Annotated in this window: 15 protein-coding genes and 1 riboswitch; of the genes, 11 read left to right on the plus strand and 4 right to left on the minus strand. The window is 68.4% G+C overall.

Going from position 1 to position 16,613, the window contains the following annotated elements:
• The first annotated feature begins 4 nt into the window (after positions 1 to 4).
• Complete coding sequence (locus tag JIX56_RS34160; protein ID WP_257546330.1) at positions 5 to 361, plus strand: HesB/IscA family protein; 357 nt, start codon at positions 5 to 7, stop codon at positions 359 to 361.
• Between the two features lie 191 nt (positions 362 to 552).
• Here JIX56_RS34160 and JIX56_RS34165 read toward each other — a convergent pair whose 3' ends face one another.
• A complete protein-coding gene (locus JIX56_RS34165; protein ID WP_257546332.1) occupies positions 553 to 2,250 on the minus strand; it encodes a hypothetical protein in 1,698 nt (565 codons plus the stop codon).
• A gap of 114 nt (positions 2,251 to 2,364) precedes the next feature.
• Positions 2,365 to 2,574: a hypothetical protein gene (locus JIX56_RS34170; RefSeq protein ID WP_257546333.1), complete on the minus strand. Its 210-nt coding sequence runs from the start codon at positions 2,572 to 2,574 to the stop codon at positions 2,365 to 2,367.
• 135 nt (positions 2,575 to 2,709) lie between these two features.
• Between JIX56_RS34170 and JIX56_RS34175 the strand changes: the two genes are divergently transcribed.
• Positions 2,710 to 3,684 (plus strand): carbohydrate kinase family protein, encoded by a 975-nt coding sequence (locus JIX56_RS34175; RefSeq protein WP_257546335.1) that lies wholly within the window; start codon positions 2,710 to 2,712, stop codon positions 3,682 to 3,684.
• A gap of 152 nt (positions 3,685 to 3,836) precedes the next feature.
• Here the strand turns inward: JIX56_RS34175 and JIX56_RS34180 are convergent, their stop codons facing one another.
• A complete protein-coding gene (locus JIX56_RS34180) occupies positions 3,837 to 5,219 on the minus strand; it encodes a cysteine desulfurase/sulfurtransferase TusA family protein (RefSeq protein WP_257546336.1) in 1,383 nt (460 codons plus the stop codon).
• A gap of 337 nt (positions 5,220 to 5,556) precedes the next feature.
• Here JIX56_RS34180 and ctaC point away from each other — a divergent pair, with 337 nt between their 5' ends.
• The 4 genes from ctaC (at position 5,557) to JIX56_RS34200 (ending at position 10,064) form a co-directional block, all read left to right on the plus strand.
• Positions 5,557 to 6,549, plus strand: a complete 993-nt coding sequence (ctaC, locus tag JIX56_RS34185) for an aa3-type cytochrome oxidase subunit II (protein WP_443031928.1) — start codon at positions 5,557 to 5,559, stop codon at positions 6,547 to 6,549.
• Complete coding sequence (gene ctaD, locus JIX56_RS34190; RefSeq protein WP_257546337.1) at positions 6,546 to 8,291, plus strand: aa3-type cytochrome oxidase subunit I; 1,746 nt, start codon at positions 6,546 to 6,548, stop codon at positions 8,289 to 8,291. The genes ctaC and ctaD overlap by 4 nt, the downstream gene beginning before the upstream one ends.
• Positions 8,288 to 8,686, plus strand: coding sequence for a cytochrome c oxidase subunit 4 (locus JIX56_RS34195; protein WP_257546338.1), 399 nt, complete (start codon positions 8,288 to 8,290; stop codon positions 8,684 to 8,686). The genes ctaD and JIX56_RS34195 overlap by 4 nt, the downstream gene beginning before the upstream one ends.
• Before the next feature lie 130 nt (positions 8,687 to 8,816).
• Positions 8,817 to 10,064 (plus strand): L,D-transpeptidase, encoded by a 1,248-nt coding sequence (locus JIX56_RS34200; protein ID WP_257546339.1) that lies wholly within the window; start codon positions 8,817 to 8,819, stop codon positions 10,062 to 10,064.
• 106 nt (positions 10,065 to 10,170) lie between these two features.
• Here the strand turns inward: JIX56_RS34200 and JIX56_RS34205 are convergent, their stop codons facing one another.
• A complete protein-coding gene (locus tag JIX56_RS34205; protein ID WP_257546340.1) occupies positions 10,171 to 10,575 on the minus strand; it encodes a hypothetical protein in 405 nt (134 codons plus the stop codon).
• Positions 10,576 to 10,720: 145 nt separating this feature from the next.
• Here JIX56_RS34205 and ctaE point away from each other — a divergent pair, with 145 nt between their 5' ends.
• The 5 genes from ctaE to trpD all read left to right on the plus strand — a co-directional run bounded on the left by ctaE (position 10,721) and on the right by trpD (position 16,158).
• Positions 10,721 to 11,341 carry an aa3-type cytochrome oxidase subunit III gene (gene ctaE, locus JIX56_RS34210; protein WP_257546342.1) on the plus strand — a complete coding sequence of 207 codons (621 nt, stop codon included), beginning with the start codon at positions 10,721 to 10,723 and terminating at the stop codon, positions 11,339 to 11,341.
• A 98-nt stretch (positions 11,342 to 11,439) separates the two neighbouring features.
• Positions 11,440 to 12,249 (plus strand): cytochrome bc1 complex diheme cytochrome c subunit, encoded by an 810-nt coding sequence (gene qcrC / locus JIX56_RS34215; RefSeq protein ID WP_257546344.1) that lies wholly within the window; start codon positions 11,440 to 11,442, stop codon positions 12,247 to 12,249.
• Positions 12,246 to 13,304, plus strand: a complete 1,059-nt coding sequence (qcrA, locus tag JIX56_RS34220; RefSeq protein ID WP_257546345.1) for a cytochrome bc1 complex Rieske iron-sulfur subunit — start codon at positions 12,246 to 12,248, stop codon at positions 13,302 to 13,304. Before qcrC ends, qcrA begins: the two co-directional genes overlap by 4 nt.
• Positions 13,301 to 14,941: a cytochrome bc1 complex cytochrome b subunit gene (qcrB, locus tag JIX56_RS34225; protein WP_257546347.1), complete on the plus strand. Its 1,641-nt coding sequence runs from the start codon at positions 13,301 to 13,303 to the stop codon at positions 14,939 to 14,941. Before qcrA ends, qcrB begins: the two co-directional genes overlap by 4 nt.
• Positions 14,942 to 15,093: 152 nt before the next feature.
• Positions 15,094 to 16,158 carry an anthranilate phosphoribosyltransferase gene (gene trpD, locus JIX56_RS34230; protein WP_257546349.1) on the plus strand — a complete coding sequence of 355 codons (1,065 nt, stop codon included), beginning with the start codon at positions 15,094 to 15,096 and terminating at the stop codon, positions 16,156 to 16,158.
• Between the two features lie 207 nt (positions 16,159 to 16,365).
• Positions 16,366 to 16,481: riboswitch (SAM riboswitch) on the plus strand.
• The last annotated feature ends 132 nt before the right edge of the window (positions 16,482 to 16,613 follow it).

Below are 16,613 nucleotides of genomic sequence, written 5' to 3' on the forward strand. Positions count from 1 at the left end.
GTAGATGTCCGTATCGGACGAGACCGGCACCGTCACCGACGGCATCATCGTGACCGACGCCGCCGCGGCCAAGGTCAGGGCCCTGCTCGACCAGGAAGGCCGTGACGACCTGGCGCTGCGCGTCGCCGTTCAGCCCGGCGGCTGCTCCGGCCTGCGCTACCAGCTCTTCTTCGACGAGCGCTCGCTCGACGGCGACGTGGTGAAGGACTTCGACGGCGTGAAGGTCACCACCGACCGCATGAGCGCCCCGTACCTGGGCGGTGCCACGATCGACTTCGTCGACACCATCGAGAAGCAGGGCTTCACCATCGACAACCCGAACGCGACCGGCTCCTGCGCCTGCGGCGACTCCTTCAGCTGAGTCCCCGCCCACGCGGCAGCGGTACGCGTAACGGGCGTTGAGTACGACAAAGGCGGCGTCCCCCTCCGACGGGGACGCCGCCTTCGTACCGCCTTCGTACCGCCTTCGTACCGCGCACTGCCTCAGCCGCCGCCTGTCGCGGCGGAGCTGTCCACCGGAGCTGTCCACCGGAGGTGTCCCCAGAGGTGTGTCTACCGCGGCTCCAGCTCCGCGATCCCGCCCTCCGGGATCACCTTGCCGTCCGCCCCGACCACCTTCCGGTCACCCAGCGGCTCGTCGAGCTGCACGGTCCGCTCCACCGCCTTGGCGATCATGATGCAGACCTTGCCCTCCCACGGGGTGCCGGTCACGGTCACCGTCACCTCGCCCGACTCCTCGCGCACCGAGGCCGAGTAGTCGCTGCACACCCCGCCCCAGAAGGTCACGGTCAGCTCGTCGCCGTCGACGGTGTAGCCCTCGACCCGCACATCGTGCGAGGACGGTCCGGTGGACGGCGTGTCGTCCGGTTCACGGGGCTCCCCGGTCGGCTCCGACCGGGTCTCGGGGGAGGCCAGATACTTCGGGTCGATCGCCGGATGCGTCACTGTGAAGGTGTCCTCGGCCCCCGCCGGCCGCACCTCGAACAGCCAGGACGGCACCAGCGCCGGCCGGCCGTCCACCTGGTGCGAGGCGAGCCCGAACACCGCGTTCTCGACAGGGACCGCCTCCGGCTTCGGCAGCGTGGTCACCGGCTCGCACGGTGTCTCGTCCGCCACGGCCGTCCCGCTCTCGCCGGCCGCCTCCTTCTCACCCGCCAGCGGCACGGGCCCGGTGCAGCCGCCGATGCCCTCGCGCCCGGTACCGACGCCCTGACCCGAGCCGTTCATCAGCTCCAGCGCCCGCTCCGCGTCCAGGACGGGGTACGTGTCGCTCTTCACCGGCGCCTTCACGTTGCCGCTGCCGCCGACCACCTGGCCGTCGGCGCCTATCTGGATCCCGGTCGACCAGCCGTACGTGGGCAGCCCGCCGACCTGGGGATCGGCGTTCACCACCCGTACGGCGCCCATGAGCTGGGTGGCGTCGAGCTTGGCGTCGTCCTGGCCGACGGCCTTGAGCACGGGGGCCGCCGCCTCGCTCACGGGGTCGCCGCCCTCGGCCGCGCCGGACGTGCAGACATCGACCTTCTGGCAGTTGTCCGTGCCCGGCGTGAACCGGTCGAACGTCCACGTCCCCGGCGACTGCTTGTCGACCTGGAGCACCGGTCCCGAACCGTCCCCGGCGTTCCCCACCCGCCAGGACTCACCCTCGGCCGTCGGCTTGCCCTCCACACCGAGCGCCTGCGCGAGCCGGGTCACCTCGGCGGCCGTCACGTCGCCCTCGACGGAGTAGACGGGAGCCGAGCCGGGGCCGTCGGGGAGGTCGCCGTCCGCGCGGTAGGTCACCCCGTTGGGGTTCGGCTCACCGGGAGCGATGCCGTTCGAACCGCCACCGGTGTAGCCGTCGAGCGCCAGCGGCGGGGGAGTGCCGTCACCGCCGGGCGAGCCGGAGCCCCCGGCCCCACCGGGAGAGGTCGAGGCGAGAAGCGCCCCGCCACCCCCGACCAGCAGCACGGCGGCGGCCACCGCGGCCACGGCCGTACGGGAGCGCCGCCGACGTGGCGGCTCGGCACCGCCGACCTCTACGACATGACGGTCATCATCGCCGCCGCCCTCGTCCTTGTCGGCGCCCCCGGCTACGGCATGCTCGTCCTCGCCTTCGGAGCCCGCACCGTCGTCCACGTCACTCTCCGCAGCCGCGGGGGCCTCGTCGGCCTCGGTGACGTCATCCCCGGCAGCCCTGATCTCCTCGGCGGCGTCGGGCTCGGGGCCCTCGTCCGGGTTCTCGGGGTTGTCGGGTCGCTCGGAGTTCACCGCATCGCTCCTTCGGCAGGTCGTACACCGCATCCCCTATACGGGGGACGGCGATGGGACGCGGCGGAGGAGCCGACGGTTCCCTGTCGGGGAGGGGAAGCCCGGCCGGACCCCTCAGTCGCCGTAGTCGGACATCGCGTCCACAAGCCGCGCGGAGGTCGCCGGCACCGTCACCCCGTGAATGAGCGAAGGAGACACCGGAGCCGTAATGACCTTCGCCGGGGCCGCCCAGTGCGGAGCCATCCGGGCGCAGTCGCCGCGCAGCGCCGCGAGGCCGCCGTCCGGGTCGAACGGAACGGTGCCGTGGATCTTGGGGTTCGTCATACCGGCACCGTATGCACCGCGAACCCCACGAAGAAAGCCCTACTATCGGGTAGTTTTGCCTGCTTCAGAGGGCGTGGACGACCCGGTAGCGTGAACTGTCAATCTCCTCTCCCTTCGCAGGAGCGTGTCCTCGCCGTGCGTATCGCAGTCTCCGGCTCCATCGCCACCGATCATCTGATGACCTTCCCGGGCCGCTTCGCCGACCAACTCGTAGCGGACCAACTGCACACGGTCTCCCTTTCCTTCCTGGTCGACCAGCTCGACGTACGCCGCGGCGGTGTCGGCGCGAACATCGCGTTCGGCATGGGACAGCTCGGCACGCGCCCGATCCTGGTCGGCGCGGCGGGCTCCGACTTCGACGAATACCGTGCGTGGCTCGACCGGCACGGTGTGGACACGGCCTCCGTGCGCATCTCCGAGACGCTGCACACAGCCCGTTTCGTGTGCACCACGGACGCCGACCACAACCAGATCGGCTCCTTCTACACGGGCGCGATGAGCGAGGCCCGCCTCATCGAGCTGAAGACCGTCGCCGACCGCGTCGGCGGCCTCGACCTCGTCCTCATCGGCGCGGACGACCCCGAGGCGATGCTCCGCCACACCGAGGAGTGCCGCTCCCGGAGCATCCCCTTCGCCGCGGACTTCTCCCAGCAGATCGCCCGCATGGACGGCGACGAGATCCGGATACTGCTGGACGGCGCCACGTACCTCTTCTCCAACGAGTACGAGAAGGGGCTCATCGAGTCCAAGACCGGGTGGTCCGACGCGGAGATCCTCGCGAAGGTCGGCCACCGGGTGACCACGCTCGGCGCGAAGGGTGTCCGCATCGAGCGGGACGGGCACGACCCGATCGAGGTCGGCTGCCCCGAGGAGGAGCGGAAGGCCGAGCCCACGGGTGTCGGCGACGCGTTCCGTGCGGGGTTCCTCTCGGGGCTGGCCTGGGGTGTCTCGCTGGAGCGCGCCGCGCAGGTCGGGTGCATGCTCGCCACGCTGGTCATCGAGACGGTGGGTACGCAGGAGTACCAGCTGCGGCGGGCGCACTTCATGGACCGGTTCACGAAGGCGTACGGGCACGCCGCCGCCGAGGAAGTACAGGCTCACCTCGGCTGAGGTCGGTCTCCGCGACTACTCGTCCGCCGCGGTCGGTGCGTTGTCGGCCGCGGGTCGGATGTGGCTGGTCGCGCCCACGCGGCGGAGCCGCACATCGACACAGCCCCGCGCCCTGAGGCCTTCGGCCTCAGGGCGCGGGGATCCCTGTCCGATCAGCTCAGCCTGCGCACCACATACGCCGAACCCCGCTCCGCCGGCTCCTCGCCCACGTACTCCTGGCCCCGCATCTCGCACCAGGCCGGAATGTCCAGGCGAGCGGCCTCGTCGTCGGACAGCACGCGGACCGTGCCCCCGACCGGCACCTCCCCGATCACCTTCGCCAACTCGATGACGGGGATCGGGCACCGCTTGCCGAGGGCGTCCACGACGAGGACGTCCTCCTTCTCCATGGACACGTCGGTGGTCACGGGCGCTCCCAGCTTCTCCCGCACCGCCGCGACCGCCCCCGGCATTGCGGCCAGGAACCGCTCGACGTCCTCCTCCACCGCCCCCGTCGGCAGCGACACCCGGACGTTCCCCTCACTCAGCACCCCCATGGCCCGCAGCACATGGCTGGGCGTCAGCGTGCTGCTCGTACAGGAGGACCCGGAGGATACGGAGAAGCCCTCGCGGTCCAGCTCGTGGAGCAATGTCTCCCCGTCGACATAGAGACAGGAGAAGGTGACGACCCCCGGCAGCCGGCGCTCCGGGTCCCCCACCACCTCCACGTCCGGCACCAGCGACGGCACCCGCGCACGGATCCGCTCCGTCAACTCCCGCAGCCGTGCGGCCTCCGCGTCCGCCTCCGCCCGTACGGCCCGCAGCGAGGCGGCGGCCGCCACGATCGCCGGGATGTTCTCGAAGCCGGCGGCCCGCCCCGACTCCCGCTCGTCGACGGGCCCTTGCGCCGCGAACCGCACACCCTTCCGTACGACGAGCAGTCCGACGCCGGACGGACCACCCCATTTATGGGCGCTGCCGGTCAACACCGACCAGTCCCCGTTCACCCGCCCCCACCCGAGCGACTGCGCCGCGTCCACCAGCAACGGCACGCCGGCCGCCCGGCACACCTCCGCCACCTCGGCCACCGGCTGCTCGGTCCCCACCTCATGGTTGGCCGACTGCAGACACGCGAGCGCGGTGTCGTCCCGCAGGGCACCGGCGTACGAGGACGTGGACACCGACCCGGTGCGCCCCACCGCCACCTGGGTGACCGTCCCACCCCCGGCCTCATGCACCTCCGCCGCGTGCAACACCGAAGAGTGTTCGACCGCCGACACGATCAGGTGCCCCCCGACCCGCCGCCGGCCCGCCAACACCCCCGCGATCCCGGTGTGCACGGCCCGCGTACCGGACGAGGTGAAGACCAGTTCGTCCGCCCGGCACCCCACGGCCTCGGCGGCGGCCTCCCGAGCCGCGTCCAGCAACAGCCGGGCCCGCCGCCCTTCCTTGTAGAGCCGGGCAGGATCGGCCCACCCCTCGTCCAACGAAGCCACCAGCGCCTGCCGGGCAACGGGATGAAGGGGAGCGGAAGAAGCAGCGTCGAAGTAGGCCACAGGCCCACGCTATAAGCAGAGGCTGGGGGCGGCGCCCCTTAAGGGGCGCGGGGCTGTGACCATATGCGGCTCCGCCGCGTGGGCGCGAACAACCACAACCCACCCGCACCCGCCAAACCACCCGAACTCCCGAGCTATTAGGTGCCCCCGGCACCTCGAAGAGCCGCTACAAGTGACCCCCGGCGAGTTGGTACCCCCTCCCCGCGCGACCCCAAAACGCGTCCAGTAGGGTTTGGTCCGCATAAACATCCAAACCCCTGCCCGTCGCAGGGCGGCGACCGACCAGCGAGAAGGCCGCAGCCACACCGCGCGGGCGAGACTCTCGGGAAGGCGCTACGTGAGTCCCAACGGCTCCGACCTCCCCCGCTGCCTGAAGAGCGCGGGTGGTACCCCCATGCCGCGGCGCCCGATGCGGCGGAAGCTGCTGCAGGCACTGACTGCGGGCCTGGTCCTGGCGACCGCCACCGGTTGCACATACAAGGACTTCCCCCGCCTTGGTATGCCCACCCCGACCACGGAAGAGGCTCCGCGGATCCTCTCCCTCTGGCAGGGTTCGTGGGCCGCCGCGCTCGCCACGGGCGTACTGGTCTGGGGCCTGATCCTGTGGAGTGCTTTCTTCCACCGGCGCAGCCGCACCAAGGTCGAAGTTCCCCCCCAGACCCGGTACAACATGCCCATCGAGGCGCTGTACACGGTCGTCCCGCTGATCATCGTCTCGGTGCTCTTCTACTTCACAGCCCGCGACGAGTCGAAGCTCCTCGACACGTCGAAGAAGCCCGACCTCACGGTCAACGTGGTCGGCTTCCAGTGGAGCTGGTGCTTCAACTACGTCGAGAACGTCGACGGCTCGGAAGGCGACGCGAAGACCGACGAGAACCTGGCCGCCATCCCGGACCGGTTCAAGAAGGACTTCCCGCAGAGCGCCGGCGGCGTCTACACCTGTGGCATCCCCGGTGACGAGAACCCGCAGACCGGCAACCCCGGCCCGACCCTCTGGCTCCCCAAGGGCAAGACGGTCCGCTTCGTCCTCACCTCGCGTGACGTCATCCACTCCTTCTGGGTGGTGCCGTTCCTGATGAAGCAGGACGTCATCCCGGGCCACACCAACGCTTTCCAGGTCACCCCCAACCAGGAGGGCACCTTCCTGGGCAAGTGCGCCGAACTCTGCGGCGTGGACCACTCTCGGATGCTCTTCAACGTGAAGGTCGTCTCCCCCGAGCGCTACGAGCAGCACCTCAAGGAGCTCGCGGAGAAGGGTCAGACCGGTTACGTCCCGGCCGGCATTGAGCAGACGAGCCACGAGAAGAACCGGGAGACGAACCAACTGTGAGCATCCTCAACGAACCTCAGGGTGCTGCCGCCGCCGAGGGCTCGTACGAAGACGAGCTCCCGGTCCGGCGCAAGCAGCCCGGCAACGTCGTGGTGAAGTGGCTGACGACCACCGACCACAAGACGATCGGCACGCTGTACCTGGTCACGTCGTTCGCGTTCTTCTGCATCGGCGGCGTCATGGCGCTCTTCATGCGCGCCGAGCTCGCCCGCCCGGGCACGCAGATCATGTCGAACGAGCAGTTCAACCAGGCGTTCACGATGCACGGCACGATCATGCTGCTGATGTTCGCGACGCCGCTGTTCGCCGGATTCGCGAACTGGATCATGCCGCTGCAGATCGGCGCGCCGGACGTGGCGTTCCCGCGGCTGAACATGTTCGCGTACTGGCTTTACCTCTTCGGCTCGCTGATCGCGGTCGGTGGCTTCCTCACCCCGCAGGGCGCGGCCGACTTCGGCTGGTTCGCCTACAGCCCGCTGTCGGACGCGGTCCGCAGCCCGGGCATCGGCGCCGACATGTGGATCATGGGTCTGGCCTTCTCCGGCTTCGGCACGATCCTCGGCTCGGTCAACTTCATCACCACGATCATCTGCATGCGCGCGCCCGGCATGACCATGTTCCGCATGCCGATCTTCACCTGGAACGTGCTGCTGACCGGTGTCCTGGTCCTGCTCGCCTTCCCGGTCCTCGCGGCCGCGCTGTTCGCCCTGGAGGCGGACCGCAAGTTCGGTGCGCATGTCTTCGACGCGGCCAACGGCGGCGCGTTGCTGTGGCAACACCTCTTCTGGTTCTTCGGCCATCCAGAGGTGTACATCATCGCCCTGCCGTTCTTCGGCATCATCTCCGAGGTCATCCCGGTCTTCTCCCGCAAGCCGATGTTCGGCTACATGGGTCTGATCGGCGCGACCATCGCGATCGCCGGCCTCTCGGTGACGGTGTGGGCGCACCACATGTACGTCACCGGTGGAGTGCTCCTACCGTTCTTCTCCTTCATGACGTTCCTCATCGCCGTGCCAACGGGCGTGAAGTTCTTCAACTGGATCGGAACGATGTGGAAGGGCTCGCTGTCCTTCGAGACACCGATGCTCTGGGCGACCGGCTTCCTGATCACCTTCACCTTCGGTGGTCTGACCGGTGTCATCCTGGCCTCGCCGCCGATGGACTTCCACGTCTCGGACTCGTACTTCGTGGTGGCGCACTTCCACTACGTGGTGTTCGGCACCGTCGTGTTCGCGATGTTCTCCGGCTTCCACTTCTGGTGGCCGAAGATGACGGGCAAGATGCTCGACGAGCGCCTGGGCAAGATCACCTTCTGGACGCTGTTCATCGGCTTCCACGGCACCTTCCTCGTCCAGCACTGGCTGGGCGCCGAGGGCATGCCGCGCCGGTACGCGGACTACCTCGCGGCCGACGGATTCACCGCGCTGAACACGATCTCCACGATCGCCTCGTTCGTGCTCGGTCTGTCGATCCTGCCGTTCCTCTACAACGTGTGGAAGACCGCCAAGTACGGCAAGCCCGTCGAGGTCGACGACCCGTGGGGCTACGGCCGTTCGCTGGAGTGGGCGACCTCCTGCCCGCCGCCGCGGCACAACTTCCTCACCCTGCCGCGGATCCGCAGTGAATCCCCGGCGTTCGACCTGCACCACCCGGAGATCGCCGCGCTCGAGCAGCTCGCGCACGGCGGTCACGGCGCCGGCGAGCTGGCGAGCAGCGGCAGCGGCAAGGAGGCCGGCAAGTGAAGATCCAGGGCAAGATGTTCATCTGGCTGAGCGTCTTCGTGCTCGCCATGGCGATCGTCTATGGCTACTGGTCGAAGGAGCCGGCCGGTACCACGGCGCTCTTCCTGGCCTTCGGCCTGTGCATCATGGTCGGCTACTACCTGGCCTTCACGGCCCGGCGGGTCGACGTGGGCGCGCAGGACGACAAGGAGGCCGATGTCGCGGACGACGCCGGTGAGCTGGGCTTCTTCAGCCCGCACAGCTGGCAGCCGCTCTCCCTCGGCATCGGTGGCGCGCTCGCCTTCATGGGCGTCGTCTTCGGCTGGTGGCTGCTGTACTTCTCGGCCCCGATCATCCTGATCGGCCTGTGGGGCTGGGTCTTCGAGTACTACCGCGGCGAGAACCAGAACCAGTAACACGCGCCGAGCGCACGGAAGCCCGGACACTCCGACAGGAGGTCCGGGCTTCCCCCTTTTGCCACGCCGGACGTAGCTCACTCGGGTCACCCGGCGCGCCGTGCTCGACGGGTGTTCCTACGTTGAACTCATGAGCACTTCACCCCGTAACCGCACGGTCGTCAGCTGCGTCCTGCTGGTGGTCTCCCTGGGAGCGGGCGTCACCGCCTGCGGTTCCGGCGGACACCCGCTCTCGGGCAGGCCGTACGACGCTGCCGACCAGATCTCCTTCAACGCCCCCTCCGGGGAGCGCGAGAAGGTCGACCCGGACAAGCCGCTGGAAGTCACCGCCGACGACGACGGGCGGATCACCGACGTCACCGCCGTGGACGCCGCAGGACGGTATGTGGCGGGCGAACTCTCCGCCGACGGCGGTCGCTGGCACTCCACCTCACCGCTCGCCGCCAACGCCCGCTACACGGTCCGGGTGAGCACCGAGGACGAGGACGGCGCCCCCGGCCGCGAGACCCTCACCTTCCACACCGGCCGCCCCGTCACCAAGAAGCGCCTCGACGTCACCTTCGGCCCCGAGGCGGGCAAGTACGGCGTCGGCCAGCCCGTCACCGCCGACCTCAGCGTCCCCGTCAAGGACAAGGCGTCCCGCGCGATAGTCGAGCGGGCCCTGAAGGTCGACTCCCTGCCCTCCGCGGAAGGCGCCTGGCACTGGGTGGACGACAAGAAGCTCCACTACCGCCCCAAGGAGTACTGGCCCGCGAACGCCACCATCGAGGTCCGCAGCAACCTGGACGGCATCAAGATCGGCGACCGTCTCTGGGGCGGAACGGCCGAGCCCCTCCGGCTGACCACCGGCGACAAGATCGTCGCTGTCACGGACGCCGCGGCGCACCGTATGACCGTCTACAAGAACGACCAGGTCATCAAGGAGATCCCGGTCACCACGGGCATGCCCGGCTACGACACCCGCAACGGCGTCAAGGTCGTCCTGGCCAAGGAAGGTACCGTTCGCATGACCAGCGCCAGCATAGGTGCCGCGGACTTCTACGACCTGACCGTCCACCACTCCGTCAGGGTCACCAACAGCGGCGAGTACGTCCACGCCGCCCCCTGGTCCACCGGCTCCCAGGGATACGCCAACGTCAGCCACGGCTGCACCGGCATGAGCACCGCCAACGCCCAGTGGTTCTACGACACCATCAACGAGGGCGACATCGTCCAGGTCGTCAACTCGGGCGGCGACACCATGGCCCCCTTCGGCAACGGCTTCGGCGACTGGAACCTCGACTGGAAGAACTGGAGCGCGGGCAGCGCGCTGGTGGGCGGTACGAAGGAAGTACCCGCTCCCCAGGAATACGCCCGCTTGCGACCGGAGTCAGTCTGAGGGGGGCGCCCTGAAGGGGCGCGGGCCTGTGACATATGCGGCTACGCCGCGTGGGCGCGACCAGCCACAATCAACCCGCACCCGCCGTCCGTCAGGACACCCCGAGCTACTGGGCGCTCAACGCACTCTTACGCCGCAGCAAGGAAGCCAACGCCGAGGCGAACTCAACCGGCTCAACCGGCAGCGTCACCGCCGCGTCGGCCCGGCTCCACGTCGCCAGCCACGCATCCTGCGGCCGCCCGATCAGCACCAGCACCGGCGGGCAGTCGAAGATCTCATCCTTGATCTGCCGGCACACCCCCATGCCGCCCATGGGCACGGCCTCACCGTCCAGCACACAGACGTCGATCCCGCCCTTGTCCAGCTCCTTGATCACGGCGGCGGGCGTGGCGCACTCCAGGAACTCGACCTGGGGTACATCAGGAGCCGGTCGCCGGCCGGAGGCCAGCCGCACCTGCTCGCGGGTGTTGGAGTCGTCGCTGTAGACCAGCACCGTGGCGGTCGGCTGCATTGTTCCTCCGTGACGTCAGCGTCGTTAAGGACAGGCCCGATGCGCGGATGCTACTCCCTCGAACACCACGTCAGCACCGGTACCGAAGGGGGCAACACTCCGAACGGCACCCCCCGGAGTGAGGGCGGGATAAGCGACCGACATAATGTCGGTCGTGGCGACAGCAACGACAGTAGAAACCGGGCACGCGCACCCGTCGGTCAACCGGCCGAACCTCACCAGCGTCGGAACCATCATCTGGTTGAGTTCCGAGCTGATGTTCTTCGCGGCCCTCTTCGCGATGTACTTCACCCTGCGATCGGTGACCGGCCCCGAGTTCTGGGCGGAGAAGGCCGACACCCTGAACTTCCCGTTCTCGGCGACCAACACCACGATCCTGGTGCTCTCCTCGCTCACCTGCCAGCTCGGCGTGTTCGCCGCCGAGCGCGGTGATGTGAAGAAGCTCCGGATGTGGTTCATCGTCACGTTCGTGATGGGTGCGATCTTCATCGGCGGTCAGGTCTTCGAGTACACCGAGCTGGTCAAGCACGAGGGCCTGTCGCTCTCGTCCGACCCGTACGGCTCGGTCTTCTACCTGACCACCGGCTTCCACGGCCTGCACGTGACGGGCGGTCTCATCGCCTTCCTGCTGGTCCTCGGGCGCACCTACGCGGCCAAGAGGTTCACCCACGAGCAGGCGACCGCGGCCATCGTCGTGTCCTACTACTGGCACTTCGTCGATGTCGTCTGGATCGGCCTCTTCGCCACGATCTACATGATCAAGTAAATCGGGCGGCCGAGCCGGGCGGACCGATCGCCCGCCTCGGACCGAGAACGACCCTTCCAGAAGCACCGACGCAGAAGATCCTGACACCGGGGTAATCCGTGAAAAAGCTCTCCGCACGACGACGCCATCCGCTGGCGGCGGTCGTCGTCCTACTCATCGCGCTGGCGGCCTGCGCGGGGCTGTACACCGCCTTCGCACCTGCGGACAAGGCGGTGGCCGAAGAAACCGCCCAGACCCTCACCATCGAGGAGGGCAAGAAGCTCTACGCCGTGGGCTGCGCCAGCTGCCACGGCACCGGCGGTCAGGGCACCACCGACGGTCCGCCGCTCACTGGTGTGGGCGCGGCAGCCGTCGACTTCCAGGTCGGCACCGGCCGTATGCCGGCCCAGCAGCCGGGCGCGCAGGTACCGGACAAGCCGACCGTCTACTCGCAGGCCGAGATCGACCAGCTCGCGGCGTACATCGCCTCGCTGGGCGCCGGTCCGGAGATCCCGACCGAGAACGAGTACAACCCCGAGGGCGCGGACATCGCCGAGGGCGGCGAGCTCTTCCGTACCAACTGCGCTCAGTGCCACAACTTCACCGGCAAGGGCGGTGCGCTGTCCGAGGGCAAGTACGCGCCGAGCCTTGAGGGTGTCGACCCGAAGCACATCTACGAGGCCATGCAGACCGGCCCGCAGAACATGCCGTCCTTCCCCGACACCACGCTGTCGGAGGAGAACAAGAAGGACATCATCGCGTACCTCGACGCGGTCAACAGCGACGACACCGTGGAGCCCGGTGGCCTCAGCCTCGGCGGACTCGGCCCGGTCAGCGAAGGTCTCTTCGGCTGGGTGTTCGGGCTCGGCGCGCTGATCGCCGTCGCCGTCTGGGTCGCCGCTCGGACCGCAAAGGCCAAGAAGTCATGAGTAGCCAAGAGATTCCAGAAGAGAACCTGTCCATCGAGCAGGGCGACGCGCACGGCGCGGTGAAGGTCGCGGACGAGAAGAACCCGTTCGCGGACCCTGGCCTGCCGCCCCACGAGCACCGGATCCAGGACATCGACGAGCGGGCCGCGAAGCGGTCCGAGCGCACGGTCGCCCTGCTGTTCACGGTGTCGATGCTGGCCACGGTCGCGTTCATCGCCGCGTACCTGGTGATCGACGTCGACAGGGCGATCTACGTCTGGCCGATCGGTCACATCAGCGCGCTGAACTTCGCGCTGGGCATGACGCTGGGCCTGTCGCTGTTCTGCATCGGCGCCGGCGCGGTCCACTGGGCCCGCACGCTGATGTCGGACGTGGAGATCGCCGACGAGCGGCACGCGATCGAGGCCGCGCCCGAGGTCAAGGCCAAGGTCATGGCCGACTTCAGGGACGGTGCCAAGGAGTCCGCGCTCGGCCGCCGCAAGCTGATCCGCAACACGATGTTCGGCGCGCTGGCCCTGTTCCCGCTCTCCGGTGTGATGCTGCTGGGCGGCCTCGGTCCGGCGCCCGGCACCAAGCTGCGGCACACCACCTGGGCCAAGGGCAAGAAGCTCGTCAACATGAACACCATGGAGCCGCTGCGTCCCGCGGACGTCGCGGTGGGGTCGCTGACCTTCGCCATGCCGGACGGCCTGGACGAGCACGACCACGACTTCCAGAAGAACATCGCCAAGGACGCCCTGATGATCGTCCGGATCCAGCCGGACGACATCAAGGACAAGACGTCACTGGAGTGGTCGCACGAGGGCATTCTGGCGTACTCGAAGATCTGCACCCACGTCGGTTGCCCGATCTCCCTGTACGAGCAGCAGACGCACCACGTGCTCTGCCCCTGCCACCAGTCCACCTTCGACCTCGCCGACCGTGGCCGGGTGATCTTCGGCCCCGCAGGGCACGCCCTTCCGCAGCTGAGGATCACCGTCGGTGAAGACGGCTACCTCGAAGCCGTGAGCGACTTCGAAGAGCCCGTCGGTCCTGCCTTCTGGGAGCGCGGATGAGTACTGCAACCACCACCGACTCGCGCGACAAGCGCGGGAAGGCACCGGCCGGCGAGCGCGTCGCCGACTGGGCCGACGGCCGGCTCGGGATCTACTCCCTGGCCAAGGCCAACATGCGCAAGATCTTCCCCGACCACTGGTCGTTCATGCTGGGCGAGATCTGCCTGTACACCTTCATCATCATCATCCTCACGGGTGTGTACCTGACGCTGTTCTTCCACCCGTCGATGAACGAGGTGGAGTACCACGGCAGCTACGTCCCGCTGCAGGGCCAGCTGATGTCCGAGGCGTTCAACTCGACCATGCACATCTCGTTCGAGGTGCGCGGTGGTCTGCTGATCCGGCAGATCCACCACTGGGCCGCGTTGGTCTTCCTCGCCGGCATGTTCGTGCACATGATGCGTGTGTTCTTCACCGGCGCGTTCCGCAAGCCGCGTGAGGTCAACTGGCTGTTCGGCTTCCTGCTGTTCGTCCTCGGCATGTTCACCGGCTTCACCGGTTACTCGCTCCCGGACGACCTGCTCTCCGGCACCGGTGTCCGCTTCATGGAGGGCGCGGTCCTGTCCGTGCCGATCGTCGGCACGTACCTGTCGTTCTTCCTCTTCGGCGGGGAGTTCCCGGGCGGCGACTTCGTGGCCCGCTTCTACTCGGTCCACGTCCTGCTGCTGCCGGGCATCATGCTCGGCCTCGTGGTGGCGCACCTGATCCTGGTCTTCTACCACAAGCACACCCAGTACGCGGGCCCCGGAAAGACGAACAACAACGTCGTCGGCATGCCGCTGCTCCCGGTGTACATGGCGAAGGCCGGCGGCTTCTTCTTCCTGGTCTTCGGTGTCATCGCGGTCATCTCGGCGATCGCCACGATCAACCCGATCTGGACCATGGGTCCCTACCGTCCGGACCAGGTGTCGACCGGCGCCCAGCCCGACTGGTACATGGGCTTCTCCGAGGGCCTGATCCGTGTCATGCCGGGCTGGGAGATCAACTTCTGGGGTCACACGCTCGTCCTGGGTGTGTTCATCCCGCTGGTGATCTTCCCGCTGGTCCTGGTCGCGATCGCGGTCTACCCGTTCATCGAGTCCTGGGTCACCGGCGACAAGCGCGAGCACCACATCCTGGACCGCCCGCGCAACGCCCCGACCCGTACGGCCTTCGGTGTCGCGTGGATCACCTGGTACATGGTGCTGCTGATCGGTGGTGGAAACGACCTCTGGGCGACCCACTTCCACCTGTCGATCAACGCCATCACCTGGTTCGTCCGGATCGCGTTCTTCGTGGCCCCGGTCCTCGCGTTCATCGTCACCAAGCGCATCTGCCTCGGCCTGCAGCGCCGGGACAAGGACAAGATCCTGCACGGTCGCGAGACCGGCATCATCAAGCGTCTGCCGCACGGTGAGTTCATCGAGGTCCACGAGCCGCTCAGCCAGGAGCAGCTGCACACGCTCACGGCGCACGAGCAGTACGCGCCGGCCGAGATCGGTCCCGCGGTCGACGAGAACGGTGTCGCCCGCAAGATCACGCGCCGCGAGAAGCTCCGCGCCAAGCTGAGCAAGGGCTACTACGGCGAGGACTCGCAGATCACCAAGCCGACCGTCGAGGAGTACAAGGAGATCACGAGCGGCCACGGCCACCACTGATCGCTTCGCTTCGCCACACCACGGTCGAAGGGCCCCCGTCCGATCTTCGGACGGGGGCCCTTCGCCGTGCCCGTGGCTGGATAGGGTGGGAGCGCATCATTGACTTCACGGTTTGCGCGGCATTCCTCGCGCTACGACACCCAGGAGCGGCTATGAGCGCTGTGACCCCCGCTGGAGGCGATACCGCGGCGGGCCGTTCCTGGCCCGCGGTGCTGAACGCACTGCTGTCCGGGCACGACCAGGACGCCGGCGCCACGTTCTGGGCGATGGACCAGATCATGCGCGGCGAGGCGACGGACGCGCAGATCGCCGGATTCGTGGTGGCGCTGCGGGCCAAGGGCGAGACCGTCGAGGAGATCACCGGTCTCGTCGAGGCGCTGTACGAACACGCCCATGTGATCGAGGTGTCGGGCGAGACCGTCGACATCGTCGGTACGGGCGGGGACGGCGCCAAGACGGTCAACATCTCCACGATGTCGTCGATCGTCGTCGCCGGTACGGGCGCGAAGGTCGTCAAGCACGGCAACCGGGCCGCGTCGTCGGCGTCCGGCGCGTCCGATGTGCTGGAGAAGCTCGGCGTCAATCTGGAGCTGACGCCGAAGCGGGTGGCCGAGGTCGCCGAGGAGGCCGGGATCACCTTCTGCTTCGCGGTGAAGTTCCACCCGGCGCTGCGTCATGTGGCCGCCGCACGCGGGCAGTTGGGCATCCGGACCGTCTTCAACGCGCTGGGGCCGCTGGCGAACCCGGCGAAGGTGCGCGCCCAGGCGGTCGGTGTCGCCGATCCGCGGATGGCGCCGATCATGGCGGGCGTCTTCGCCGAGCGCGGCAACTCGTCGTTGGTCTTCCGGGGTGATGACGGCCTTGACGAGTTGACGACGACCGCCACGTCACGGGTGTGGGTCGTACGGGACGGCAAGGTGACCGAGGAGGCCTTCGACCCGCGCGACGTCGGGCTGGACCTGGTGCCGGTGGAGGCGTTGCGGGGGGCCGATTCCTCGTACAACGCGGATGTCGCACGGCGGTTGCTGGACGGCGAGACGGGGCCGGTGCGGGATGCGGTGCTGCTGAACTCGGCGGCGGCGCTGGTGGCACTGGAGCCGACGTCCGCGTCCCTGGCGGAGCAGTTGCGGGGTGGCATGGAGCGGGCGGCCGAGTCGATCGACTCCGGGGCGGCGCGGAGAGTTCTTGAGCGGTGGGTCGTCGCCACCAACGTGTAGCGCTGGGGCCGGTGGTGCGCTGCGGGTTGTGTGTGGCTGGTCGCGCAGTTCCCCGCGCCCCTAAAGGGGCGCGGGGAACTGCGCGAACAACCCCCACCCACCCGCACGCGCCACCCAACCGAACCTCCCGAGCCATAAGGCGCCCGGCATCCCGCCATCCGGACAGAAGTTGCGGCGTGGCGATCACTTCACGTACGTTTTTCGGCAGGTCATGAGTGACAGCCCAAAGCCCCGGCTGGCTGTCCGGCAACCCTCCGTCCGTGGCGGGGTGCCCCGGGTGAAGACCGGGTCGTAGGCAGCGAGGTCTACGGCAAGCGCGGTTTCGAGGGAGCCTTCCGTGAGCAAGCGAATGCGATAGGGCCGCAGAGCCCCGCCTCCGCGTTTCCCCTTTCACTCTTTTCGGTGTTCCCTGTGCCGTCGACATGCCGTCCGGCACGGCGATTCCGCCTGCTTTC

Origin of the sequence: Streptomyces sp. CA-210063 (genome assembly GCF_024612015.1) — a bacterium.
In the GTDB taxonomy this organism is placed as follows: domain Bacteria; phylum Actinomycetota; class Actinomycetes; order Streptomycetales; family Streptomycetaceae; genus Streptomyces.